We start from the raw sequence: 24,421 nt of genomic DNA on the forward strand, positions 1-24,421 counted from the left end.
GCCGCTACCGATCACACCCTCTCAATTATTTGTCACCTTTGCTCACAGCCTGATGATTGCAACTCGTCTGCACCACGCTAGACTGTATCGTATTGATTTTGATAGTGAGGCGAGTAAGTGAACGTCATTGAAGGAAAAGCGTTAAAAGTTTCTGATGCCATCATCTCCTGCCAGCTTGATGGCAAAGGTGGCGTGATTGCCATTGAAGACAAAGATGTCATCAACTGTGAGCAACCCTGCTGGTTACACCTCAATTATACCCAGCGTCAAAGTGCCGAGTGGCTGCAAAATACCCCGCTGATCCCAGATTCAGTGCGTGATGCCTTAGCGGGCGACAGTATGCGACCGCGCGTGACGCGCTTGGGCGATGGCTTCATGATTGTGCTGCGAAGTGTCAATCACAACGCCGATTCGCGCCCTGACCAACTGGTGGCGATGCGCGTATTTATTAATGACAAGCTGATCGTTTCTACGCGCCGCCGTAAAGTCTACGCCATTGATGAAGTGCTGGCCGATCTTCAAAACGGCAATGGTCCAGTTGATGGTGGTAGCTGGCTAGTGGATGTGTGTGATGCACTGACCGATCACGCCAGCGAATTTATCGAAGAGATGCACGATAAAATCATTGAGCTGGAAGATGCGTTGATGGATCAGCAAGTCCCTGCACGCGGAGAACTGGCACTGTTGCGTAAGCAATTAATTGTTATGCGCCGTTATATGGCCCCCCAGCGAGATGTTTATGCGCGGCTGGCGAGCGAAAAACTGCCGTGGATGAACGATGACGATCGGCGCCGTATGCAGGATGTGGCTGACCGTTTAGGTCGCGGGCTGGACGATCTCAATGCAGGTGTGGCCCGTACCGGCATTCTGGCCGATGAAGTGGCATCATTGCTCGCTGAATCGATGAACCGTCGCACTTATACCATGTCTTTGATGGCGATGATTTTCCTGCCTGCGACATTCCTGACGGGATTATTTGGCGTTAACCTCGGGGGCATTCCTGGCGGCAGTTGGCCGCTCGGTTTTACCGCATTCTGTGTGTTGCTGCTCGCGATGGTCGTCGGTGTCGCGATATGGCTGAAAAGGCGCAAATGGTTGTGATGTTAACACCGCGTTATCGTAAGGTAACTCGCTGTTAAATAAGGTTGAGTAGACAAAAAAGCGTCAAAAACCTGATCGATATCAAGAAGTGGATCGCGTTACAGGGGCAAACTCTCTCTCGCAGGTGAATGCAACGTCAAGCGATGGGCGTTGCGCTCCATATTGTCTTACTTCCTTTTTTGAATTAATGCATAGCACATTTGATTCGTACGACGCCGGCCTATCCGCCGGCTTTTTTTTGCCCGCTTGGCTTGGTTCAGCTTCCTTTCCTATGCTTAAAGGACATTCAGCAACAAGGAGAAAGGGCATGCGAGAACTGATTTCGAGTGAACCTATCCCAACCGATCCACCTCCCATCCCTGAGCCGATTCCTCATCCACAGCCGATTCCGGAACCCGATCCACCTTATGACCCCGAGTTTCCACCGATTATCGATCCACCGCCTCACCGTTAATAAAAAAGGCGCAGAGCCGAAGCACTGCGCCTTTTTCCAATATGAGAAGCGTTACTTAATTTCTAACACGTCCAGACGTACACTCAGTTCTGCTGCGTCTTCATCTTCGGGCTGCCAACCAACAGGTTGAACCGGCAGGGTTTCACGGTCAAAGCCAATATCACCGCCGTTCACAACGTCATCGCCGTGCTTGATCCCTTTAAAATCAAAAAGATTAATGTCAGCCATATGCGAAGGCACGATGTTTTGCATCGCGCTGAACATGGTTTCAATGCGGCCAGGATAGCGTTTATCCCAGTCGCGCAGCATATCGGCCACGACCTGACGCTGGAGGTTAGGCTGAGAACCACACAGGTTGCACGGAATAATGGGATATTGACGTGCTTCCGCAAAGCGGATGATGTCCTTCTCACGGCAGTAGGCCAGCGGGCGGATAACGATGTGTTTGCCATCATCGCTCATCAGCTTCGGTGGCATACCTTTCATCTTGCCGCCGTAGAACATATTCAGGAACATGGTCTGCAAGATGTCATCACGGTGGTGGCCGAGCGCAATCTTGGTACAACCCAATTCCGTGGCAGTGCGATAAAGAATACCGCGACGCAGACGTGAACAGAGCGAACAGGTGGTTTTACCTTCTGGAATCTTCTCTTTAACGATCGAGTAAGTGTCTTCAGTGACGATTTTGTATTCGACACCGAGTTCTTCCAGATACGCAGGCAAAATATGCGCTGGGAAGCCAGGCTGTTTCTGGTCCAGATTCACCGCCACCAGTGAAAAATTTACCGGCGCGCTCTGCTGCAAATTGCGCAGAATTTCCAGCATGGTGTAGCTGTCTTTACCACCAGACAGGCAAACCATGATGCGATCGCCTTCTTCAATCATGTTGAAATCAGCAATGGCTTGTCCCACGTTACGACGTAGGCGCTTCTGAAGCTTGTTCAGATTGTATTGATTTTTCTTCGTTACTTCTTGATTTTCTGACATTATTTTCACGCTTGAGAGTGAAGGTAAGGGCCGTTGGCGGCTGAAAAATGCTTCAGCGGCAATAAACCCCTCTAACATGAGTGCGTATGGTACGGATTGCGGCCGCGAATGCCAGATCTGATGCGATCTCTTTTACGGTTTCGCACCGAGTGCTTGCAATAAAAGCGAGAACAATCTGCCCATTTATTGATCTGGATAAATATTATGCAGCGATACGCCTGACAGGATGGATGAAGCGTTTTTTTTAGTTTCTAAAGGTGAGGAGAGGCAGATGCAAACGTACGATATGGTGTTTGAAGAAGCGTGCCGGCTAGTCGGGCAGTGCTATCTGGAGTTGGCTCAGCGCGGATCTGCAACAGAGAAAGAGGTGGTAGCGACCGAATTGCGTAACTTGCAGCTTCGCTATCGTGAATTAACCGGTTCACCCAATCGCGCGGTGGAGATGGCGATCATTCAGCTTCAGCCTTGTTAAATTTAAAGAAGCCCGGCCTAAAAAGCCGGGCTTCTCTCATCTACTCACTTTTCTCCGCTTTACCGGCCATCTCTGCCAACCGCTGATAACGCTGATGAGCGGCTTCGGTCGCTTCTTGCCACAGTTGGCTGGCGGCTTCCGGTTGCCGGGTTTGCAACTGACGGAAGCGTTGTTCATTCATCAATGCTTGTTCCAGTTCCGAGGTCGGCGGACGCGAATCCAACGCGAGCGCGGCTTTGCCCTGTTCAGCACGACGCGGATCATAGCGATAAAGCGGCCAGAATCCGCTGGTGGTCAGCAGCCGCATCTGCTCGTGGCTGTACGCCAGGTCATAACCGTGCTCCTCACAAGGACTGTAAGCGATGATCAATGACGGACCAGGCCAAGCCTCCGCTTCCTGAATCGCTTTAACCGTTTGATTAAGCTGCGCACCAAGCGATATCTGGGCAACATAAACATGCCCATACAGCAAGGTAGACATACCCAAATCTTTGCGCGCTTTGCGTTTTCCTTGTTCACCAAACTTGGTGACGGCCCCAAGCGGCGTGGCTTTGGATGCCTGACCGCCGGTGTTGGAGTAACACTGGGTGTCGAGCACCAGCACATTAACGTTCTCATTCAGGCTCATCACATGGTCAAGGCCACCATAACCGATGTCATAGGCCCAGCCATCGCCACCAATCAACCAGACTGATTTCTCTACTAACGCATCGGCAATATCTTTTAATGCATCGGCTTCTGGTGATGATGATGCTTTCAATTGCGTACGCAGTTCGACAATCTGTTCACGGCGCAAAGAGGGGGTGACATTGTCACCTTTTAACGCTTCAACCAGCGAGGCCGGTAACTGCGGTGCGCATTGGTCGAGCAGACGCAGCGCGCGCTGCTTCTGTTGATCAACACTGAGGCGGAATCCAAGGCCGAATTCAGCGTTATCTTCAAACAGTGAGTTCGCCCATGCCGGGCCGCGACCTTCGGCGTTGGTGGTGTAAGGTGTGGAAGGCAGATTGCCGCCATAAATTGACGAGCAGCCGGTGGCGTTAGCAATCAGCAAACGGTCGCCGTACAGCTGTGTCAGTAGCTTGATGTAGGGTGTTTCGCCACAACCCGAACAAGCGCCAGAATATTCGAACAGAGGAGTAATCAGTTGCGAAGTGCGAATATCAATACGCTCAAGCTGCTCTGCTGTGATCTCCGGTAAGGCGAGGAACGCATCGTAATTCGTCTTTTCAGTTTCGACATGTTCAAGGCGTGACTGCATGTTAATCGCTTTGATCGCGGGATTCTGACGATCGCTGGCCGGGCAGACCTCGACGCACAGGTTGCAACCGGTGCAGTCTTCTGGTGCAACTTGCAGCACATATTTTTGTCCGCGCATGTCGCGTGATTTTACATCCAGCGAGGCGAGTGACGCCGGTGCGGATTCGAGCGCTTCAGGAACCACCACTTTGGCGCGAATCGCTGAGTGCGGACAGGCCGCAACGCAATGATTGCACTGTGTACACAGATCCGGCTGCCAGATGGGGATCGCTTCGGCGATATTGCGCTTCTCCCACTGCGTGGTGCCGACGGGCCAGGTGCCATCCGGTGGAAGCGCTGATACCGGCAACTTGTCACCCAGACCTGCCAGCATCGCCGCGGTCACGGTTTTAACGAAATCCGGCGCGCGATCAGACACCACCGGTGGGCGATGTGGGCTGCGATGATCAACGGGCTGAAGCGGCACCGCTTCTAACGACTGCTGAGCCATTGCCAGTGCTTGCCAGTTACGTTGCACCAACTCTTCCCCTTTGCTGCTGTAACTGCGTGCAATCGCGTTTTGCAGTTCGGTTAATGCACTGTCACCGGGTAGAATTTTTGTGAGCTGAAAGAATGCCATCTGCATAACGGTATTGATGCGCGCGCCCAACTGGCATTCACGTGCAATGCGCGCTGCGTTAATCACGTAGAAATGCGCTTGCTTATCGTTGAGCTGGCTTTGTACTTCCTGCGGCAAACGCGACCACACTTCATCAGCAGCATAGGGAGTATTAAGCAGGAAAATCCCGCCTGGTTTTAGCTGATCGAGCATCGAATACTGATCAATAAATTGCAGCTGATGGCAGCCGATAAAATCAGCCTGCTGCACCAGATAGGCGGATTGAATCGGATTTTCACTCACGCGCAGATGCGAAACAGTCAGGCCCCCGGCTTTTTTCGAGTCGTAGACAAAATAGCCCTGAACATGCCACGGCGTGGCGTTGCCGATAATCTTTAGATTATTTTTACTGGCGCTCACGCTGCCATCACTGCCCAACCCGTAGAACAGCGCTTCCAACCGCGCACGATTCGGCACGATATTGCTTTCCATGGGCAGGGATAAGTGCGTGACGTCGTCGTAAATGCCTACGGTGAAGCGTGCGGGAGGCTGCTCACGTTGCAGGGCGCGGAACACAGCCAACACAGCATCTGGCGCGAACTCTTTGGAGGATAAACCATAGCGCCCACCTATCACGCGAGGCAGCGAGGGGCGCTCGCCCCGGCTGTAGGCTTCTGCCAGCGCCGTCATCACATCAAGGAACAGCGGCTCACCGAGCGCTCCCGGCTCTTTAGTGCGATCCAGTACCGCAATGCGCGCAACAGAAGACGGCAAAGTGTCAATCAGGTGTGTGGCCGAGAACGGGCGATAGAGGCGCACTTTCACCAAACCCACTTTCTCGCCGCGTTGCAGCATGACATCAATAGCTTCTTCGGCTGTTCCACAACCGGAGCCCATCATCACTATCACGCGATCCGCTTGAGGGTGACCATAATACTCAAAAGGTCGATAATGCCGGCCGGTGTCAGCACCAAATGCGGCCATGGCGGCTTCAACATGGCCGGTACAGGCGTCATACCAGCGGTTCGTCGCCTCGCGTGACTGGAAATAGGTATCGGGGTTGGCTGAGGTGCCGCGAATGGTGGGGTGGTCCGGTGTCAACGCCCGTGCACGGTGATTAGCGATAGCTTGTGCGGGCATCAGCGCCTTCAAGGTTTCATCGCTGATCGGCACAATTTTATTGATCTCATGTGAGGTGCGGAAACCGTCGAAGAAGTGAATAAAAGGTACGCGACTGTTGAGTGAGGCCATTTGAGAAATCAGAGCGAAATCCTGCGCCTCCTGAACGCTGGAAGCACAGAGTTGCGCGCAACCGGTCTGGCGCACCGCCATCACGTCCGAATGATCGCCAAAGATGGAAAGGGCATGGGTGGCCACCGTACGCGCCGCAACGTGCAGTACAAAGGGGGTAAGTTGTCCTGCCAGCTTATACAACGTGGGGATCATCAGCAGCAGGCCCTGTGATGAGGTAAAGGTGGTGGAAAGGGCGCCGGTTTGCAATGCGCCATGCACGGTGGCAATGGCGCCGCCTTCGGACTGCATCTCGACCACGCGTGGGATATCGCCCCAGATGTTACGGCGGCCTTCCCCTGACCAGCTATCTGCCAGTTCAGCCATAGTCGAACTGGGGGTGATCGGATAGATGGCAATCACTTCACTGGTGCGGAAAGCGACCGAGGCCACGGCACCGTTGCCGTCGATGGTAATCATAGAACATCCTTTGCTATGCTGATAATCCCATAAAATTTACGGGGGTAATGATTCAGTTTAGCAAAGCGCGGAGTCAGGACTTTTTCATCTGTGTGGTGATCAGAGGTGAACGCACAGACATCTAAGGTTGCTGTTTTTTACATCATCTCTAGCGAGTGAACCCCTTTGATCTCTATGACTTTGTCATAAATGGTGTGCATGGGCGCCCTGCGTGACAATGTCACCTCTACGCTTAATTCACACAAGCCACTCTCTTCGTCCCGATTGACTACCGCGATATGGCCATAGCGCAAATTCTCGCGTTGAAGCACTAATAGAACCAGCGGCACGCTTTTAGGTTTTAAATGCACCAGTAGCGTGTGGTGGCGACCAATCAGCAAATGACTGAGACGGCGGAAGGTTTCAAGCACCACCAGCGCCAGTACGGTTCCGTAGATGCCGATCTCATACATGCCGCTACCGATGACCAGGCCAATGGCAGCCGTCACCCATAACCCTGCGGCCGTGGTCAAACCCTTGACGATCTGTTTTTGGATGATGATGGTGCCAGCGCCGAGGAAACCCATGCCGCTAACCACCTGTGCGGCAATACGGCTGGGATCGAGCGCCACATGGTCGCTAGTGAGCATGTCGGAGAAGCCATATTTGGACACCAACATGAACATGGCGCTGCCAATCCCCACCAGGATATGAGTGCGTAAACCCGCTTCTTTGGCACGCATCTGACGTTCAAGGCCAATTAACCCGCCAAGAATTCCGGCAAGGGCAATTCGAATTAGCATGTCAGTTAACATTATTCCTCCTTAGGTGTTGATAAGTTTTAATAAATTTCTCAGGAAAGGACGAATGTGCTCAATCAGGATAATTCTGCTTGCAAAAGATGATATTAAATTTTGTAAAAAGCTGTTTCGGCTATCGACCCTTTAACGTCCCTGACATATGCTGGTGGCTCTTTTGCGCCCAATATCCCCGGAGCCCAACCGATGAAAGCCGCTACTTTACTGCTGGCCGGTGCAGCACTGTTACTTTCTGCCTGCAGCAGCAACAGTGATGACGAACCACCGCAACAGGCCACCGCTGCACACGTCCAACCGCATGTTGTTATGGCATCCATGGCTGAAGTGAATTGTAGTAATGCCGGGGGTACATTGGCGTTTTCACGTCAGTTAGATGGCTCACGCATTGGAATGTGCCAACTGACCAATGGTCGTCGCTGCGACGAGCAGGCCTTAATGGGTGGAAGTTGCGCCCGCTGATGCAGGCGCAAGGCAATTAAACGGTGACTTGATTCGGGCTAGTTTCACCGCGTCCAAGCTGCTGTAAATTGCTGAGCGTAGTTTCCGAAATCGCCGTTAACGCTTCGGCGGTCAAGAATGCCTGATGTCCGGTGAACAGCACGTTATGACAGGCTGACAGGCGACGGAAGATATCGTCCTGAATCACATCATTCGATTTGTCCTCAAAGAACAGGTCGCGTTCATTTTCATACACATCCATTCCCAGCGAACCAATCTTCTGCTGTTTCAGCGCATCAATCGCTGCTTGTGAATCAATCAAGCCACCACGGCTGGTGTTGATGATCATCACGCCGTCTTTCATTTGGCTAAATGCGTGTGCATTTAATAAGTGATGGTTTTCTGGCGTCATTGGGCAGTGCAATGTGATCACATCGGATTCAGCAAACAGCGTTTTCAGGTCGACATATTCTGCCCCCAGTTCCTGAGCTGCTGCACTTGGGTAGGGATCAAACGCCAACAGGCGCATGCCAAAGCCTTTCAGAATCCGCATCGTTGCGACACCGATTTTGCCGGTACCAATCACGCCCGCAGTTTTGCCGTGCATGTTGAAGCCGGTTAAGCCATCCAGTGAGAAGTTGGCGTCACGCGTGCGCTGATAGGCGCGATGAATGCGACGGTTAAGTGTCATCATCAATCCCACGGCATGTTCTGCCACAGCTTCTGGCGAGTAGGCCGGCACACGCACCACTTGAAGGCCAAGCGCTGCCGCGGCTTCCAGGTCAACGTTATTAAAACCGGCGCAGCGCAGCGCAATAAATTTCACGCCCAGTGCCGCCAGCTCTTCCAGCACCACCTTGCTACCATCGTCATTAACGAAGATGCACACCGCATCGCAGCCTGCTGCGTTCTTCGCCGTGGCTTCACTGAGCAGGAAGTCAAAGAACTGCAGCTCAAATCCAAAGCTCGCATTGACGTGTTCAAGGTATTTCTGGTCGTAGTGTTTGGTGCTGTAAACCGCAACTTTCATTGTTTCGCTCCTGAAAAATGCAACGTCGGTATCACAACAGAATAACGTTTTCCGCGTAGCTTTGCTGTTCTTCAGCCAGGCTATTAAGCTAACACCTTCATTTAGCGGGCATAACATGACATCATCTCTGTCAGGATTGCGTAAAGAACAGGAACGTTAGCTGCCATGACGCGGGGCCTTCGTCGAACACTTGCTGCGCTGCTGGCGCTGATACTGCTACTGTTGGGATTATTGTTGTCACTGACACAATGGTTACCCCGGTTGGCCGGAGTTTGGCTGCCTGAAAATACCCGTGTCGAGTTGAACGGTTCGCCGCGTTGGCATCAAGGTGGCGTGCATTTCCCCGAAGTTCGCTACCTGGCGGGTGATTGCGAGCTGGCGAAAGTTGAGGATGCCGCGCTAGGCTGGCATCACCAACGCTGGCAGCTTAATGCTCACGCTGTGCAGCTCAACAGTGACTGTCTGCAAGCGTTGCCGCAGGGCAGCGCCACCAATGCGCCTCGCAGTCTGGCTGAATGGCAGCAGATGTTACCGGGCGCAGATATCCACCTTGATCAACTGAGCATTTTGCCGTGGCAACAATACTCAGGACGTTTTGATCTCACTTTGGATAAGGATGCGCAGCAATTACGTTATCAAGGCGATAACCTAAGCCTTAATGCCCGTTTGCAAGGGCAGCAATTGCATATCGCACAGCTTCAGCTCAACCATCCTCTGTTACCCAAGCCGCTTGATCTGCACGGTGATTTAACCCTACCGACCTTCGCCAACGGATTACCGGTTGCGGGTGAACTCAACGGTGAAGTGAATGTTGCGCAGTGGCCGCGGCCGCTCACGGTGGCGCTTAACTGGCAACAGCAGCAGGGTACGCTGATGGTGAATCAACAGGGTGACGAACAGCCGCTTTTGCAACTGCCGTGGCAGGTTGATGCCCAGCAGATTCGTATCACTCAAGGTCAGTGGCGCTGGCCACAGGCGAACCAGCCACTCTCTGGTGGGATGGCGCTAACGCTGGATAACTGGCAACAAGGACTGGAAAACACCCAAGTCAGCGGCCGCTTTAATTTGCTCACGCAAGGGCGTGGCGGTAAAGGGAACCTGGTGCTAAGCGTGGGGCCGGGCACACTGAGCCTGACCGACAGCAACTTACCCTTCCAACTGACCGGTGAGAGCAAATTTGCCGAGCTGCAGCTTTTTGGCAGTATGCCCGGGGTACTACACGGCATGCTGACCGATCCGCAGGTGAGTTTAAAGCAGGGGGCATTGTTGCGTTTACGGGGGCGTTTGCTTTCCACTCTAGAAGTGGATGAAGCGCGCTGGCCACTGGCGGGAGTTACCCTTGCCTCGGGCGGCATTAATGGGCGCTTGCAGGCGATTCTTAAGGCCCACGATCCCAGCTTTGGCCGCTTTAACGTGCATCTTGACGGCCGCGCCAGCGATTTCTGGCCGGACAGCGGACGCTGGAATTGGCGTTACTGGGGCGAGGGGGAGATGGCACCGCTGAATGCTAAATGGGACGTTAAGGGCACGGGTAGCTGGTTAGATACCTTAATCAGCCTCGATACGCTTGATACCGGTTTTGATCAACTGGCCTATGGCATGGTGCAGGTGGATAAACCCCGACTGACCCTTTCAGCTCCCGTGCGCTGGCAGCGCGATCTTGCGCATCCCGCCTTCACCGGGGGATTCACGTTGAAGTCTGGACAAACCCAGTTCAGCTATGGCGGCTGGCTCCCTCCCTCCGAGTTAAATTTTGCAGCAAAAGGCAGTGATCCCAGCCGGTTTAACTGGCGTGGGCAACTGACAGCGGAGGACATTGGCCCGGTACGCGTGCATGGGCGCTGGGATGGAGAACGTCTACGCGGCGAAGCCTGGTGGCCTGCCCAGTCGCTGACGGTATTTCAACCGCTGTTGAGCAGCGATCTGAAAATGCGCATTCAGTCTGGTGAACTCCGCGCGCAAATGGCCTTTTCTGCTGCCAGCAAGCAGGGCTTCGAAGCGGGCGGGTTCTGGGCCGTGAAACAGGGTAGCGTGTGGATGCCGGACAGTGAAATCAATGGCATCGATTTCTCACTGCCTTTCCGCCTTAAAGATCATCAATGGCAACTTGGACGCCGTGGCCCGGTTTCGCTGCGTATTGCCGAAGTCAAAAACCAGTTTGCCCTCCAGAATATTACCGCCGATTTGCAAGGCCATTATCCATGGCAGGAGCGCCAGCCGCTCACGCTGAGTAATGTGAACCTCGATCTGCTTGGCGGTCATGTCAGCATGCCTGAGTTGCGCATGCCGCAGCATGAGCCTGCCCGTGTCTCACTACGCGAGATCAACCTCAGCAAGCTGATTACCGCCATCAAACCCAAACAGTTTGCCATGTCGGGCAAGGTCAATGGCGAGTTGCCGCTGTGGGTGAATAACCCACAATGGCTGATTGAAAAGGGATGGATTGCCAACAGTGGGCCGCTCACCTTCCGTATGGATAAAGATATGGCCGATGCGATTGTCAGCAATAACTTTGCCGCTGGCGCAGCGATGGACTGGTTGCGCTACATGGAAATTTCCCGATCCTGGGCGACGATTGACCTGGATAACTTTGGCAATTTGACGATGCAGTCAGAAGTGAAAGGCACCAGCCAGTTTAGTAATCGCCGCCAGTCGATCAATCTCAACTATCGGCATCAGGAAAACCTGTTCCAGCTGTGGCGCAGCCTGCGCTTCGGCGATAATTTGCAATCATGGGTGGAGCAAAATGCCACCCTGCCATCCAAGAAGGATCCCCAACCATGAGCCTCAGGGCATTGCTGTTACTGGTGCTATTGCCAATCACGGGTTGCGTGCCGCGTATTGAAGTGGCAGCACCGAAAGAGCCGATCACTATCAACATGAATGTGAAGATTGAACATGAAATTCACATCAAAGTGGATAAAGACGTGGAAGCGCTGCTGAAAAATCAGAGCGGGCTGTTTTGAGGAGGAGCAGTATGAGACTCAAAGGGATCATATTGATTCTGGCGCTACTGCTAGCGCCATCAGCGTGGGCATTGACGCTGGACGAAGCGCGACAGCAGGGGCGTGTGGGAGAGACATTGAGTGGTTTTATCGCCGCGCGGCAACAGGATGATGAAACTCTGGCACTGGTTAAACGCATCAATGAGGGGCGTTCGCAGCAGTATCAGCGTGTGGCGCAGCAGAACAACCTGACCACCAGTGAAGTGGCACGCATCGCGGGAGAAAAACTGGTGAGCCGTGCCGGCAGCGGTGAGTATGTTCGTGGGATTAACGGGCAGTGGTTACGTAAGTAAAAGCCAGCACGCAATCAACCCAAACCTTTGTCGGCTGCGGCCTCACCGACAGATGCGCAATCAAGGGGGCCTGCAACACCTCCCACCTTTCAGGCACAAAAAAGCCGGGCACTCAGGCCCGGCAACGATGGCATCATACCCATTATTCTCGGGTATTCATCACGTTCTCAATGATTACGCAGCAACAATTTGCTTGATGGCGTCTTTTGCATCGTTAGCGGCTTTGGTCGCCACTTCAGGACCATAAGCAATGCCTTCCGCGAACACGAAGTTCACGTCAGTGATACCGATGAAGCCGAGGAACAGTTTCACGTAAGGGGTCAGCAGGTCGGTTGGGGTGTCTTTGTGGATACCGCCACGGCTAGACAGGATCACAGCACGTTTGCCGGTCACCAGGCCTTCTGGGCCTGCTTCGGTATAACGGAAGGTCACGCCAGCGCGGGCAATCAGGTCGAAGTAGTTCTTCAGCTGAGTTGGGATGTTGAAGTTGTACATCGGAGCAGCAATAACCACAGTGTCATGCGCTTGCAGTTCAGCAATCAGCTCGTCAGACAGCGCCAGCGCTTCTTGCTGACGTGGAGACAGCGGAGCATCGGAAGGACGCAGTGCGCCAACCAGCTCACCATCCAGTACCGGAATTGGCTGAGCAGCCAGGTCGCGTATGGTAACGTCGTTACCTTTAGCGCGTGCTTCTTCAGCGTAGAAGTCAGCCAGTTGGTTTGACTGAGAGTAACCAGCGAGGATGCTTGATTTCAGAACTAAAACTTTGCTCATGGTATTTTCCTGTGCGTGACGCGGTTGGCTTACCGCTCAATGCGTTACACTCTACGGAGTTCCTCCGCGAGGTAAAAGCGCAATATTTCGAGACCTATGTTCGAAATTATTGAATAAGGTCGCACGTCCGGTCAGGTGAGGTTTTCCAGAGTGTGCTATCATGCCGCACAATAATTGATTGAATCCGCCGGGAAATTTAAGCCGGCATCGAGCGCACATTGTCAGGCTCGCCGCGACCACAGGTAACACATCACTATGTCATCATCCGTCACTTCTCCTTTAGCCCCACTTTGGACGCGGCTCGATAATCTGACGCTGCGCGATCGCCAGCGTTTGCAACGGCGTCTGCACGGTGCCGCCAAGGTGAAAAATCCTGCTGCACAACAAAACATTGTGACCGAACTGGAGCCAGAATTCGTGGCGGCCGAGCATCGGATTGCCCAGCGCCGGGCTGCCACCCCGCGCATTACGTTCCCAGAAAACCTGCCGGTCAGCCAAAAGCAGCAGGAAATTGCTGAGGCGATTCGCGATCATCAGGTGGTGATTGTGGCGGGTGAAACCGGTTCGGGAAAAACCACGCAGTTGCCGAAGATCTGTCTGGCGCTGGGACGCGGTGTCAAAGGGTTGATTGGCCACACCCAGCCGCGCCGTCTGGCGGCGCGTACCGTGGCAAACCGCATCGCTGATGAACTGGAAACCTCGCTGGGTGGGACGATTGGCTACAAAGTACGTTTTAACGATCAGGTCAGCGACACCACGCAAGTCAAACTGATGACCGACGGTATTCTGCTGGCAGAAATCCAGCAGGATCGCCAGTTACTGCAATATGACACCATCATCATCGATGAAGCGCACGAACGCAGCCTGAACATCGACTTCCTGCTGGGCTATTTACGCGAGCTGTTACCGCGCCGCCCAGACCTGAAAGTGATCATTACCTCAGCCACCATCGATCCGCAGCGCTTCTCGCGCCACTTCAATCATGCACCGGTGATTGAAGTCTCAGGCCGAACTTACCCGGTGGAAGTGCGCTACCGTCCGATTGTGGAAGATGCTGACGATACCGATCGCGACCAGCTGCAGGCGATTTTTGATGCCGTTGATGAGTTGGGTCATGAGAGCCGTGGCGATATCCTGATCTTTATGAGCGGTGAGCGTGAAATTCGCGATACCGCCGATGCGCTGATGAAGCGCGATATTCCGCATACCGAAATCCTGCCGCTGTATGCGCGCCTGTCAAATGCCGAACAGAATCGCGTGTTCCAGTCGCACAGCGGACGTCGTATTGTGCTGGCAACCAACGTGGCAGAAACGTCACTGACGGTGCCGGGCATTAAGTATGTTATAGATCCCGGCACCGCGCGCATCAGCCGTTACAGCTATCGCACTAAAGTGCAGCGCCTGCCGATTGAGCCGGTTTCACAAGCCTCTGCCAATCAGCGTAAAGGGCGTTGTGGTCGTGTCTCAGAGGGGATCTGTATTCGTCTTTATTCGGAAGACGATTTCCTCAGCCGCCCAGCGTTCACCGACCCGGAAATCCTGCGTACTAACCTGGCGTCGGTTATTCTGCAAATGACGGCGCTCGGCCTTGGTGATATCGGCGCCTTCCCGTTCGTTGAAGCGCCCGACAAGCGCAATATTCAAGATGGCGTGCGTCTGCTGGAAGAGTTGGGTGCCATCACACTCAGTGAAGATGAAACCTACAAGCTGACGACGTCGGGCCGCCAGTTGGCGCAGTTGCCGGTGGATCCGCGCCTGGCACGCATGGTGTTGGAAGCGCAAAAATTTGGTTGCGTGCGTGAAGCGATGATCATCACTGCGGCGCTCTCAATTCAAGACCCGCGCGAACGTCCGAGCGACAAACAGCAGGCTTCGGATGAGAAACATCGCCGATTTGCCGATAAAGAGTCCGATTTCCTGTCATTTGTGAATCTGTGGAATTATCTGCAAGAGCAGCAGAAAGCGCTGTCGGGTAATCATTTCCGTCGTCAGTGTAAAACCGACTTCCTGAATTACTTACGCGTGCGCGAGTGGCAGGACATCTATACGCAACTGCGTCAGGTGGTGCGTGAGCAAGGTATGCCTGTTAACAGCGAGCCCGCGCCGTACCGAGAAGTGCACTGCGCATTGCTGACGGGCTTGTTGTCGCATATTGGCCAAAAAGATAATGAGAAGCAGGAGTTCACCGGTGCGCGCAACGCCCGCTTCTCCATCTTCCCCGGTTCCGGCCTGTTTAAGAAGCCGCCGAAGTGGACTATCGTGGCGGAACTGGTGGAAACCAGCCGCTTGTGGGGCCGCGTGGCGGCACGTATCGATCCCGAATGGATCGAACCGCTGGCGCAGCACCTGATCAAGCGTAGCTATAGTGAACCGCACTGGGAGAAAGCTCAAGGTGCGGTGATGGCGACGGAGAAAGTGACCCTTTATGGCCTGGCGATTGTGCAGGCGCGTAAGGTCAACTACAGCCGAATCGATCCTCAACTCAGTCGTGAGTTATTTATCCGTCATGCGCTGGTTGAAGGCGATTGGCAGACGCGGCATGCGTTCCTGCGCAACAACCTGAAGTTACGCAGTGAAGTGGAAGATCTGGAACACAAATCGCGCCGCCGTGACATTCTGGTGGACGACGAAACGCTGTTTGCCTTCTACGATCGCCGCATCGGCAGTGAAGTGGTATCGGCACGCCATTTTGATAGCTGGTGGAAGCAGGCCAGCAAAGAGAATCCCGACCTGCTGAATTTTGATAAGCAGATGCTGATCAAAGATGGCGCGGATAAAGTCAGTCAGTTGGATTACCCGAACTTCTGGCATCAGGGCAACCTAAAGCTGAAGCTGAGCTATCAGTTCGAGCCAGGCGCTGATGCGGATGGGGTGACGATCCACATTCCGCTGCCGCTGTTGAATCAGGTGGAAGAGAGCGGCTTCGAGTGGCAAATTCCAGGCGTGCGCCGCGAGTTAGTTATCGCGTTAATCAAGTCGTTACCAAAGCCAACACGTCGCAATCTGGTGCCTGCGCCCAATTATGCCGAAGCTTTCCTCGCTCGGGTTACGCCGCTGGAATTACCGCTGTTAGATGCGTTGGAGCGTGAATTCCGTCGTATGACCGGTGTTACCATTGAGCGTGAAGCCTGGCAGTGGGATCAGGTGCCCGATCACCTGAAAATGACCTTCCGCATCGTGGACGAGCACAATCGCAAACTGCAGGAAGGCAAAGATCTGCATCAGCTTAAACAGGTGTTGAAAGGCAAAGTCCAAGAGACGCTGTCTAAAGTGGCGGATGATGGCTTGGAACAGAGCGGTTTGCACATCTGGAGCTTTGGCGATCTGCCGCAGAGTTATGAACAGAAGCGCGGCAGTTATCAGGTCAAAGCCTGGCCTGCACTGGTGGATGAAAAGGACAGTGTCGCCATTCGCCTGTTCGACAGCGAGTTGGAGCAACAAAAAGTGATGTGGCGCGGTCAGCGCCGCTTACTGCTGCTGAATATCCCCTCGCCGATCAAATATCTGCATGAAAAGTTGCCGAACAAAGCCAAGTTGGGTTTGTACTTCAATCCCTACGGTAAAGTGCTGGATTTAATTGATGATTGCATTGCCTGTGGCGTAGACAAACTGATGGCACAAGCGGGCGGTCCGGCGTGGCAACAGGATAACTTTGAGCAACTGCGTGACAAAGTCCGAGCGGAACTGAATGAAACTGTGGTGACCATCGCCAAACAGGTCGAACAGATTCTGACAAGCGTGTTCAATATCAACAAGTTCCTCAAGGGGCGGGTGGATATCTCGCTGGCTTTGGCACTGTCCGACGTCAAAACGCAAATGAGCGGGTTGGTGTATCGCGGCTTTGTCACGGGCAATGGCTATCAGCGATTGGGTGACACGCTGCGTTATCTGCAAGGCATTGAACGGCGTCTGGAGAAATTGCCGGTCGATCCACACAGCGACCGTGCGCGGATGCTTAAAGTACAGGCGGCTGAACAAGCATGGCAGAGTTGGCGTAACAAATTGCCACCGCAGCGTCAGGATGATGCCGAAGTGCAGGCGATTCGCTGGATGTTAGAAGAGCTAAGGATCAGCTACTTTGCGCAACAGTTAGGGACGCCTTTCCCGATTTCTGAGAAACGCATTTTGCAGGCAATGGAACAGATTAGCTGACGAGTGAGAAGGGCCGTTACTGCTTTCTTTGTTGAGCGGTAGCGGCGCAATCTTATTCACGTCTTTCAGCAGCAATGCCGCTAAAGGTACGCGCGATAAATCGCACCGCTCCAATGAAAACACCCTCAGTTCGAAGGCGTTATTTTGCTAATTCTTCCAGGCTATCTTTAAACGAGGTCACCGCAATGGCTCGGTTATCAGCACGATAACGATCGGCTGGAGCGGGGGCGGAACTCTGCACCGCAATCAACTGCCAGCCATCTCCATTTTTCAGCAACAGCGGTGAGCCACTGTCTCCCGGCAGCGTATCGCATTGATGCGATAGCACGGCACGCTGTGCCCAGCCAGTAATCAAACAATCGCTGTGTGAATAGAGTGTATCGAGATGGTCCGCTGGGTAACCTGCCTGCGTCACTTTGCGATCTGTGGTTTTCAGCGCATCAGTTAAATCGCTACGGGAACCGTCAAATAACGGAATTGGCACAATGCCAGACGGCGGGTTATGCAAAATAACTAACCCATAATCGTAAGGTGCTGCGCCCGGTGGCACAATCCAACCTTCACCATCGGCCTGTAATTTACGTGCTAAAGAGGGTTCAACCCGCGCATCGATGTCATGAATTTCGTAACGCCAACCTTTCGCGCCAGCCATAAAACGCAGGGCAACGGGCTTATCGAATTTGCCAGGAGGAGCCAGTAAGCAGTGACCGGCAGTTAACGCCAGATGTGCTGAAATAAGGGTTGCAGTACAGAGGTTGCCGCTTTCGGTTTCTAACTGGCCGATCGCGTCCCAAGGCGCGGCACTCACATCCGTGATCGCCTTGCGATGGTCTTTGCCAAAGAATAGCGTCTTGATGTCTTCCGGGCTTGGCCCATCTTCATCATCGGCATGTGCTGCGAGGTTAAAACTGAAAATACCAACAAGAAACAGGATAGCCAGGCGCATAGTTCTCTCAATGGCGAGAATAAGTAGGGGATATTGTCATCACGCTTGAGCGATAACTATAGTCGGAGAGCGGGAAAAAAGGGAGAAATATTGGAGTAATCAGCACGCTACAACGACTAGATAAAAAAACTGGCTGCAATAATGCCGCAGAGGATCATCACAATCAGGATAATTTCGAAGCGATAGCGACGCACCATTTTTCGCTACTCCAGTAAATAAACACCCGGCATAACCGGGTGTTTTAAAAATTAATGCGGTATTGGCGCTAAGAGACAGACTTATTTAGCTGCTTTTTTCGCTTTTTTGTGGTGCTTTTTAGCAGCCTGGGCTTTCTGTGCAGCTGGCTTGGTTGCTTTTTTGTGGTGCTTTTTAGCAGCCTGAGCTTTCTGTGCAGCTGGCGCTTTCTTCTCTACTTTTTTGTGTTTCTTAGCGGCCTGGGCTTTCTGGGCAACTTTTTTATGGTGAGCAGCTTTATGCTTCACTGGTGCAGCAGTAGTAGCGGCAGCAGTAGGAGCAGCAGTAGTGGTCTCAGCAGCGAAAGCAACAGAAGACATACCCATAGCAGCGGCGATCACCAGAGCAACTAATTTTTTCATCGCAAATCCTCGAACTATTTTTTCATGTGTAGCCCACTGCGGGGCCGGTGAAATCACTATATGAAAAACAATTCAGGCTTTCCGTGAGGGATTGGTATCGGCGTGTAACGGAATGTACAAAGTAAGGTAAAGGATGTGAAAAGGGCGGCCAGTAAGGCCGCCGCGCAGTTTACTCAGAGAGATAACGTTGTTCAAGATGCTGGCGGAAATAGTGCGGATTCAGCTTTTCGCCAGTGGCATTGACCAGTAATGTCTCCGTTGGGAAGCGGCTGCCGTGCTGCCAGATGTTCTGCTGTAGCCAGTCAAACACCGGCTGCAACTCGCCGTTAAGAATCAGATCGTCCACCTGCGGGATGGCTCGCTTTACGGCCTGGAACAGCTGTGCCGCATACATGGCGCCCAAGGTATAAGTCGGGAAGTAGCCAAAGGCACCGTCGGTCCAGTGAATGTCCTGCATGCAACCATCGCGATAATTACCACGCGTATCAATACCCAGCGACTGCTGCATCTTCTCATCCCACAGCGCAGGGATATCATCGACTTCAATTTCACCTTCAATCAACGCGCGTTCAATTTCATAACGCAGAATGACGTGTGCGGGATAGCTCAGCTCATCGGCATCAACGCGAATAAAGCCAGGCTTCACTCGCTGCGTCTGGCGAATGAAATTATCCAGCCCTAAAGCGGGCTGATCGCCGATTAGGGCGACAACTTGCGGGTGGATATGCTGCAAGAACGTTTTGCTGCGCCCTAACTGCATCTCCATAAACAGGCTTTGAGATTCATGGATCGCGGTGGATCGCGCAAGGGCTACTGGCTGCCCACGCCACTGCTGTGGCAGATTTTGCTCGTAACGAGCGTGGCCCGTTTCATGGATCACGCCCATCATAGCGCTGAGGAAATCATTCTCGTTGTAGCGGGTGGTAATGCGCACATCTTCGGGCACACCGCCGCAGAACGGATGAGCACTGACGTCAAGGCGGCCATGATTGAAATCAAAACCGAGGGTTTTCATCAGGCTCAGGCCCAGTTGCTTCTGTGCTTCGATAGCAAAAGGCCCAACGGGTGCTTCAATGGCGCTTTTCTGCTGTTTGGTGACGGCACGCTGCAACAGGTCAGGCAACCAGCTTTTCAGGTCGCCAAAGGTTTGGTCAAGCTGTGCACTGGTCATGCCAGGTTCGAACACATCTAAGAGTGCGTCGTAACGGGAAACGCCCAACGCCTCGGCACGCAATTGCGCCTCTTCGCGGCTGAGCTTCACCACTTCTTTCAGGTTGGTCGAGAAGCCTTTCCAGTCATTCGCTGGACGCTGTTGACGCCAGGCATGTTCACAACGAGAACCTGCTAACGATTTGGCTTCCACCAGCGAGGCAGGAAGAAGGGTTGCCTGTTGCCAGGCGCGTTGCATTTCACTGAGATTTGCTTGCTCGACGTCGTTTAAAGACTCTTGCTGTGCGGCATCAAACAGACCGCCGAGGCGCTTATCGGTCAACAGTTCATGCATAAACACACTCAACTCGGCCATGGCTTCACCGCGCGCCTGGCTGCCGCCTGGAGGCATTGTGGTTTGCATATCTACGCCAGCAATTGCACCAAGATGGCCAAAGCGAGAGAGACGCTGGAAAGTACGACTAAGCTGCTGATAAGCGGATGTCACGATAAAAGCTCCTTATGACGGTAAACGTGGCGTAATGTCTCGCAAGGGTAGATCAACCGGCCAGCAGAAGCGAACGCACGCCCCGCCTAATGGGCTGCTCTCAATAGAGACCTGCCCTTGCAGCGCCTGCGCGATGGAGTGCACAATGGCCAGTCCCAAACCGCAGCCGCCTGTGGCCCGGTCACGGCTGGGATCGAGACGGACAAAAGGTTCAAACACGCGCTCGCGTTCTTCCTGAGGGATGCCGGGACCATCATCTTCGACCTGCAAATTGCCGATGGCACCATCAAACCACAGACTGACTCGCAATCGCTGTTGCGCATAGCGCAGCGCATTGTTGACCAGGTTGTCCAGCACACGCTCCATCAGGCGGGTGTCAGCGGAACCGACGTTCTCCAGTTGCGGGATATCCAGCGTAATTTGTGCTTGAGGGTTCATGGTTTGCACATCATCAATGTGGAGGCGTAACCATTGGGCGAGATCAAACGACTGGAGATTCAGGTCAACGCGTGGGCGGTCAAGCCTTGCGTAGGTTAACAACTCTTCGATCAGGCTCTCTAACTGACCCACATCGCGATTGAGCGCAGCCGATTCGGTTTCACTCAAATTGTCACTCATTTCTAATCGGTAGCGCAGACGCACCAGCGGAGTCCGTAATTCGTGGGCGATACCGTCTATCAACTGCTTCTTGCTGGCCACCAACGTGTTGATGTTGTCTGCCATCTGGTTAAATGCGACCCCCAGACTGTGCAGACTGGACGTGCTTTCGAAATGCGTACGCACATCCAGTTCACCGCGACCAAAACGTTGCGCTGCCTTTTCGAGGCGCTGCATCTCCTGCCAGTGAGGTCGTAACCAGATAAAAACGGGCAACGCCAGCGACATGCCAATGAAGGCCAGCAGCGCGATATCGAGGATTCGCATCTGGTGGAGGTAGAACAGGTAAGGAATCGGCCCCACTGACAAAACATAGTGGCTGCGCGGAATGTGCTGCAGAAAAGTGTACTGATCATCCTGCGCGACAATCTCACCTGCGCGCAGGCGTCTCATGTCGGCCTCATCCAGCTGATATTTGCTCATCGGCTCGATATGCAGTTCAAAAGACAAATCGAGATCGAGATTGCGGATGGTCTTGTTCCAGTCTCGCGGGGGGATCTCGCGCAGTTCGCTACGCATCAAGAACAGCGAGCTGGCCATCAGATCGTTCATTGACTGACGTCCCGCGCGTTCTGCGGTGAATTTGTACACCAGCCCCACCAGCAACGTCATCACCAGAAAACAGACAAACAGCAGCAGATAGAACTGAATGAAGAGCTTTCTCATGCGGAGCGGGTATCCCAAGCCTGAGGTGCGAACAGATAACCTTTATTACGAATCGTTTTAATGCGGAAGGGCTCGGTGGCACTGTCGTAGAGCTTTTTACGCAGGCGAGAAATCGCCACGTCAATGCTGCGATCCATGCCGTCATAGCTCACGCCACGCAGCGTCTTCAGCAACGCATCACGATTCAGGATCTGGCCGGCATGTGTTGCCAGCTCCCACAGGAGATCGAAATCTGCGGTGGAGAGGGTGATATTCTCATCGAACAGCGTCACCTGGCGATTCAGTGAATCAATGGTGAGTGAACCAAAGCGTAAGACACGCTGCGAGCTTTGCACCGCTGGCGCGACTTCTGGCTGGACACCCTGAGCCTGCCGAAGATGCAGGCGCAAACGCGCTAATAAAACCGCCGGAGGCGTCGTTTTCAGGATGTAATCATTAGCCCCCATTTCTAGCGCCAGAATATGGTTCATGTCGCTGTCGAGTGAGGTCAGTAACACGATCGGCCCTTGCCAGTGCGCGCGCAGGTCGCGGCACACCGTCATACCATCTTTACCTGGCAACATAATATCCAGCAGAACCAGATCGGGATCGGCCTCAAGGATGGTGGCTTCAGCGCGGTCACCGCGCGTTTCAACAATCACTTCAATATCGTGGCGGCCAAGATAAGCGGCGATTAATTCACCCACCTCTGGCTCATCTTCCACATAGACAATTCTGTTCATATTTCTCTGCAAGTGATGAGAATGACAGCAGCATAACTTTTCCTGGACCTGAGCTCTACGCTATCGCACGAAATATCCCTGCCTGACTGGTATGTTCCTGGTGAAATGTGCCATTATTAGCGGCGCGTTGTAGCGCAAGGTTCGGAACCGTAATGAAAACCAGGAGGAGTGCGAGGGTGTCTGATAAAGAGCTGGCTTCAGCCAGATACAGTGACCGCATCTGCTTCAATTACAGCGATTTTCTTTCCGCTTCCTGCAAAAAACGCTGGAGTTTTGTTGACGCCATTTACGGTGTCATGCCGATTTTTGGCATGGTGACGCGGAAATCTGCTCAAGGCCTGGCGGCGAGCGACGAACACCTGAAAGAATTAGCATTACAAATCATTTCTACTCAGGTCAGTGATGAAATTAACATCGCGCGACTGATCACCTTGGCTGAACAACAACACATCAGCCGGTTCGATATTCAGCTGCCTTATCCACTGTCAGCCGAGCAACTTGACGCCATTCATCATGAATATCGTAAAGCGCTCAACCTGACACAGCAGGATGACCTGCTGTGTGTTTCCATCCCGATCCAACCCCACTAATTATTGCGTAAGCTGCCACATGGCGGGCAGTGACGCAGCAATCAGCAAGACAATCGCGATGCGTTCTAGCTGAGACAGTAACGTCTTGCTTCGGCCGCCGCGTCGCGCATAGAGAAACAGCAATAAACCTGGCGCATACAACACCACGGAAAGCAGCAAGTGCAGTGGGCCAGAGGCGTAAAGCAACCAAAGGCCGTAGGCACTGGCACCGATGCCCGTCAACATCGCCAACGGTTTATTCTGCCCGCGTACCACTTTGATCAAATACAAACCCACCAGCAGATAAGGCACCAGAATCATCTCTGAAGCGATGGTCAGCAAGGTATTGTAATCTGCGCCCGTCAACGCAATGAGGATTAGACACACCTGCACGCTACCGTTGGTGAGCCATAATGAGGCGGCAGGCGAGTTGTGGCGATTCTGTCGCGCAATGCTGCGCGGGAAAGCCCCTTGTTGTGCCGCGAGAAACGGTACTTCGGCGGCCATGATGGTCCAGCTGAGATAGGCGCCGCACACAGAAATGATCAAGCCCACCGCGATGACCGCGTCACCCCAATGCCCGAGCAAATGTTTCATCAAGCCCGCCATGGAAGGATTGCGCATTTGCGCCAGTTCCGCGCGGGGCACAACGCCCAATGCCAGTAATGTCACCAGCAGATAAACCAACAATGCCGCGATGACCGCCATCATGGTCGCGCGTCCTACATCTTTCTTATGACGCGCACGCGCAGAAACGACCACCGCACCTTCAACGCCAATAAACACCCATAAGGTGATCAGCATAGTTTGTTTCACTTGCTGCCACAGTGGCTGGCCAAGTGCCAGCCCGCTGAAATCGAAAGTAAAGCGATCATAATTGAATGCTATCAGTGCCAACACCACAAACAGCAGCAGCGGGACTAATTTTCCCAGTGTGGCTAACAAATTGATGCTGGCGGCTGTTTGTACGCCACGCAGTACCAGACAATGCACCAACCATAACAAAACCGAGGCCCCCAGCATTGCCTGCCAGGTGTTGCCATCGCCAAACACCACATGATCGGGGGTATCAGTGAAGAAACTCAGCGCGGAGAAAACGATCACCAGATAGGAGACGTTAGCGATGACCGCACACAACCAGTAACCCCATGCAGAACAAAACCCAACCAGTTCGCCAAAGCCTGCGCGAGCATAGGTGAAGATGCCGCCATCCAGTTCGGGCTTTAAGCGCGTCAAAAGCAGCATTGCCAGCGACAGAAAAATGATACCCACACCGGTAATCAACCAGCCAAGCAGCAAGGCGGCCGGACCGGCAACGGCAGCCATATTTTGTGGCAGGCTAAATACGCCTGCACCGAGCATTGAGCTAAGCACCAGCGCCGTGAGCGCACCAAGACCTAATTTTTTATCCAAAACGCCATTCCTGAACAGCAGACTATGCTGGGTGGTGATTATTCCGCTGGAGTGTAACGCGGTATTTGGCCGAGTTTAAAACGGAATACCCTGAAAACAGGCGAAGGATTTTACGGAGAGCAAA

The 24,421-nt window shown here is 53.3% G+C and carries 21 protein-coding genes; 9 read left to right on the forward strand and 12 right to left on the reverse strand.

The window, feature by feature from the left end:
- Positions 1-117: 117 nt before the first annotated feature.
- Together zntB and HA51_RS27190 are read left to right on the forward strand one after the other, a co-directional pair.
- On the forward strand, positions 118-1,101 hold the full coding sequence (zntB, locus tag HA51_RS08935; protein WP_084934188.1) for a zinc transporter ZntB: 984 nt from the start codon (positions 118-120) through the stop codon (positions 1,099-1,101).
- Positions 1,102-1,408: 307 nt separating this feature from the next.
- Positions 1,409-1,555 (forward strand): hypothetical protein, encoded by a 147-nt coding sequence (locus HA51_RS27190; RefSeq protein ID WP_169718780.1) that lies wholly within the window; start codon positions 1,409-1,411, stop codon positions 1,553-1,555.
- 51 nt (positions 1,556-1,606) lie between these two features.
- On the opposite strand, the gene ttcA is transcribed toward HA51_RS27190, so the two are convergent.
- Positions 1,607-2,542 carry a tRNA 2-thiocytidine(32) synthetase TtcA gene (gene ttcA / locus HA51_RS08940; RefSeq protein ID WP_084934189.1) on the reverse strand — a complete coding sequence of 312 codons (936 nt, stop codon included), beginning with the start codon at positions 2,540-2,542 and terminating at the stop codon, positions 1,607-1,609.
- Positions 2,543-2,813: 271 nt separating this feature from the next.
- Here ttcA and HA51_RS08945 point away from each other — a divergent pair, with 271 nt between their 5' ends.
- On the forward strand, positions 2,814-3,014 hold the full coding sequence (locus HA51_RS08945) for a DUF2767 family protein (RefSeq protein WP_034821329.1): 201 nt from the start codon (positions 2,814-2,816) through the stop codon (positions 3,012-3,014).
- A gap of 40 nt (positions 3,015-3,054) precedes the next feature.
- On the opposite strand, the gene nifJ is transcribed toward HA51_RS08945, so the two are convergent.
- A complete protein-coding gene (nifJ, locus tag HA51_RS08950) occupies positions 3,055-6,582 on the reverse strand; it encodes a pyruvate:ferredoxin (flavodoxin) oxidoreductase (protein WP_084934190.1) in 3,528 nt (1,175 codons plus the stop codon).
- Between the two features lie 137 nt (positions 6,583-6,719).
- Positions 6,720-7,376 (reverse strand): MgtC/SapB family protein, encoded by a 657-nt coding sequence (locus HA51_RS08955; RefSeq protein WP_084934191.1) that lies wholly within the window; start codon positions 7,374-7,376, stop codon positions 6,720-6,722.
- A 189-nt stretch (positions 7,377-7,565) separates the two neighbouring features.
- On the opposite strand from HA51_RS08955, the gene HA51_RS08960 reads away from it, so the two are divergent.
- Complete coding sequence (locus tag HA51_RS08960) at positions 7,566-7,838, forward strand: putative hemolysin (protein ID WP_084934192.1); 273 nt, start codon at positions 7,566-7,568, stop codon at positions 7,836-7,838.
- A 16-nt stretch (positions 7,839-7,854) separates the two neighbouring features.
- Here the strand turns inward: HA51_RS08960 and HA51_RS08965 are convergent, their stop codons facing one another.
- On the reverse strand, positions 7,855-8,847 hold the full coding sequence (locus HA51_RS08965; RefSeq protein ID WP_084934193.1) for a 2-hydroxyacid dehydrogenase: 993 nt from the start codon (positions 8,845-8,847) through the stop codon (positions 7,855-7,857).
- A 165-nt stretch (positions 8,848-9,012) separates the two neighbouring features.
- On the opposite strand from HA51_RS08965, the gene HA51_RS08970 reads away from it, so the two are divergent.
- From HA51_RS08970 to HA51_RS08980, 3 genes are read left to right on the forward strand one after another with little or no spacing between them, the layout of a single operon-like run.
- Positions 9,013-11,631, forward strand: a complete 2,619-nt coding sequence (locus HA51_RS08970; protein ID WP_084934194.1) for a YdbH family protein — start codon at positions 9,013-9,015, stop codon at positions 11,629-11,631.
- Positions 11,628-11,813, forward strand: a complete 186-nt coding sequence (locus tag HA51_RS08975; protein ID WP_084934195.1) for a YnbE family lipoprotein — start codon at positions 11,628-11,630, stop codon at positions 11,811-11,813. The genes HA51_RS08970 and HA51_RS08975 overlap by 4 nt, the downstream gene beginning before the upstream one ends.
- Before the next feature lie 11 nt (positions 11,814-11,824).
- Positions 11,825-12,145: a YdbL family probable chaperone protein gene (locus HA51_RS08980; protein ID WP_084934196.1), complete on the forward strand. Its 321-nt coding sequence runs from the start codon at positions 11,825-11,827 to the stop codon at positions 12,143-12,145.
- A gap of 174 nt (positions 12,146-12,319) precedes the next feature.
- Here HA51_RS08980 and azoR read toward each other — a convergent pair whose 3' ends face one another.
- Positions 12,320-12,919 (reverse strand): FMN-dependent NADH-azoreductase, encoded by a 600-nt coding sequence (gene azoR, locus HA51_RS08985; RefSeq protein WP_084934197.1) that lies wholly within the window; start codon positions 12,917-12,919, stop codon positions 12,320-12,322.
- A 255-nt stretch (positions 12,920-13,174) separates the two neighbouring features.
- Between azoR and hrpA the strand changes: the two genes are divergently transcribed.
- Positions 13,175-17,071: an ATP-dependent RNA helicase HrpA gene (gene hrpA / locus HA51_RS08990; protein WP_084934198.1), complete on the forward strand. Its 3,897-nt coding sequence runs from the start codon at positions 13,175-13,177 to the stop codon at positions 17,069-17,071.
- A gap of 139 nt (positions 17,072-17,210) precedes the next feature.
- Here the strand turns inward: hrpA and HA51_RS08995 are convergent, their stop codons facing one another.
- From HA51_RS08995 to rstA, 6 genes are all read right to left on the reverse strand, one after another.
- Positions 17,211-18,017 (reverse strand): trypsin-like serine peptidase, encoded by an 807-nt coding sequence (locus HA51_RS08995; protein ID WP_084934199.1) that lies wholly within the window; start codon positions 18,015-18,017, stop codon positions 17,211-17,213.
- A 116-nt stretch (positions 18,018-18,133) separates the two neighbouring features.
- The gene (gene ydgU / locus HA51_RS27825; protein ID WP_021506117.1) at positions 18,134-18,214 is read right to left on the reverse strand and encodes a small membrane protein YdgU; all 81 of its coding nucleotides are present in this window, start codon (positions 18,212-18,214) and stop codon (positions 18,134-18,136) included.
- An 81-nt stretch (positions 18,215-18,295) separates the two neighbouring features.
- Complete coding sequence (asr, locus tag HA51_RS09000; protein WP_084934200.1) at positions 18,296-18,613, reverse strand: acid resistance repetitive basic protein Asr; 318 nt, start codon at positions 18,611-18,613, stop codon at positions 18,296-18,298.
- Between the two features lie 169 nt (positions 18,614-18,782).
- Positions 18,783-20,270, reverse strand: a complete 1,488-nt coding sequence (locus HA51_RS09005; protein ID WP_084934201.1) for a carboxypeptidase M32 — start codon at positions 20,268-20,270, stop codon at positions 18,783-18,785.
- Positions 20,271-20,282: 12 nt separating this feature from the next.
- Positions 20,283-21,593 (reverse strand): two-component system sensor histidine kinase RstB, encoded by a 1,311-nt coding sequence (gene rstB, locus HA51_RS09010; protein WP_084934202.1) that lies wholly within the window; start codon positions 21,591-21,593, stop codon positions 20,283-20,285.
- Positions 21,590-22,315 carry a two-component system response regulator RstA gene (rstA, locus tag HA51_RS09015; protein ID WP_084934203.1) on the reverse strand — a complete coding sequence of 242 codons (726 nt, stop codon included), beginning with the start codon at positions 22,313-22,315 and terminating at the stop codon, positions 21,590-21,592. The genes rstB and rstA overlap by 4 nt, the downstream gene beginning before the upstream one ends.
- Before the next feature lie 176 nt (positions 22,316-22,491).
- Here rstA and HA51_RS09020 point away from each other — a divergent pair, with 176 nt between their 5' ends.
- The gene (locus HA51_RS09020; protein ID WP_084934204.1) at positions 22,492-22,905 is read left to right on the forward strand and encodes a hypothetical protein; all 414 of its coding nucleotides are present in this window, start codon (positions 22,492-22,494) and stop codon (positions 22,903-22,905) included.
- On the opposite strand, the gene HA51_RS09025 is transcribed toward HA51_RS09020, so the two are convergent.
- The gene (locus HA51_RS09025; protein ID WP_084934205.1) at positions 22,906-24,297 is read right to left on the reverse strand and encodes an amino acid permease; all 1,392 of its coding nucleotides are present in this window, start codon (positions 24,295-24,297) and stop codon (positions 22,906-22,908) included. It lies immediately after the preceding gene.
- Positions 24,298-24,421 lie beyond the last annotated feature (124 nt).

Source organism: Pantoea rwandensis (assembly GCF_002095475.1).
Taxonomy (GTDB): Bacteria; Pseudomonadota; Gammaproteobacteria; order Enterobacterales; family Enterobacteriaceae; genus Pantoea; species Pantoea rwandensis.

What these genes read in the sequence shown, in the direction of transcription:
- HA51_RS27190 (WP_169718780.1), top strand. Translation starts at nt 1,409, where the DNA reads ATGCGAGAACTGATTTCGAGTGAACCTATCCCAACCGATCCACCTCCC.
- ttcA (WP_084934189.1), bottom strand. Translation starts at nt 2,542, where the DNA reads ATGTCAGAAAATCAAGAAGTAACGAAGAAAAATCAATACAATCTGAAC.
- HA51_RS08945 (WP_034821329.1), top strand. Translation starts at nt 2,814, where the DNA reads ATGCAAACGTACGATATGGTGTTTGAAGAAGCGTGCCGGCTAGTCGGG.
- nifJ (WP_084934190.1), bottom strand. Translation starts at nt 6,582, where the DNA reads ATGATTACCATCGACGGCAACGGTGCCGTGGCCTCGGTCGCTTTCCGC.
- HA51_RS08955 (WP_084934191.1), bottom strand. Translation starts at nt 7,376, where the DNA reads ATGTTAACTGACATGCTAATTCGAATTGCCCTTGCCGGAATTCTTGGC.
- HA51_RS08960 (WP_084934192.1), top strand. Translation starts at nt 7,566, where the DNA reads ATGAAAGCCGCTACTTTACTGCTGGCCGGTGCAGCACTGTTACTTTCT.
- HA51_RS08965 (WP_084934193.1), bottom strand. Translation starts at nt 8,847, where the DNA reads ATGAAAGTTGCGGTTTACAGCACCAAACACTACGACCAGAAATACCTT.
- HA51_RS08970 (WP_084934194.1), top strand. Translation starts at nt 9,013, where the DNA reads ATGACGCGGGGCCTTCGTCGAACACTTGCTGCGCTGCTGGCGCTGATA.
- HA51_RS08975 (WP_084934195.1), top strand. Translation starts at nt 11,628, where the DNA reads ATGAGCCTCAGGGCATTGCTGTTACTGGTGCTATTGCCAATCACGGGT.
- HA51_RS08980 (WP_084934196.1), top strand. Translation starts at nt 11,825, where the DNA reads ATGAGACTCAAAGGGATCATATTGATTCTGGCGCTACTGCTAGCGCCA.
- azoR (WP_084934197.1), bottom strand. Translation starts at nt 12,919, where the DNA reads ATGAGCAAAGTTTTAGTTCTGAAATCAAGCATCCTCGCTGGTTACTCT.
- hrpA (WP_084934198.1), top strand. Translation starts at nt 13,175, where the DNA reads ATGTCATCATCCGTCACTTCTCCTTTAGCCCCACTTTGGACGCGGCTC.
- HA51_RS08995 (WP_084934199.1), bottom strand. Translation starts at nt 18,017, where the DNA reads ATGCGCCTGGCTATCCTGTTTCTTGTTGGTATTTTCAGTTTTAACCTC.
- ydgU (WP_021506117.1), bottom strand. Translation starts at nt 18,214, where the DNA reads ATGGTGCGTCGCTATCGCTTCGAAATTATCCTGATTGTGATGATCCTC.
- asr (WP_084934200.1), bottom strand. Translation starts at nt 18,613, where the DNA reads ATGAAAAAATTAGTTGCTCTGGTGATCGCCGCTGCTATGGGTATGTCT.
- rstB (WP_084934202.1), bottom strand. Translation starts at nt 21,593, where the DNA reads ATGAGAAAGCTCTTCATTCAGTTCTATCTGCTGCTGTTTGTCTGTTTT.
- rstA (WP_084934203.1), bottom strand. Translation starts at nt 22,315, where the DNA reads ATGAACAGAATTGTCTATGTGGAAGATGAGCCAGAGGTGGGTGAATTA.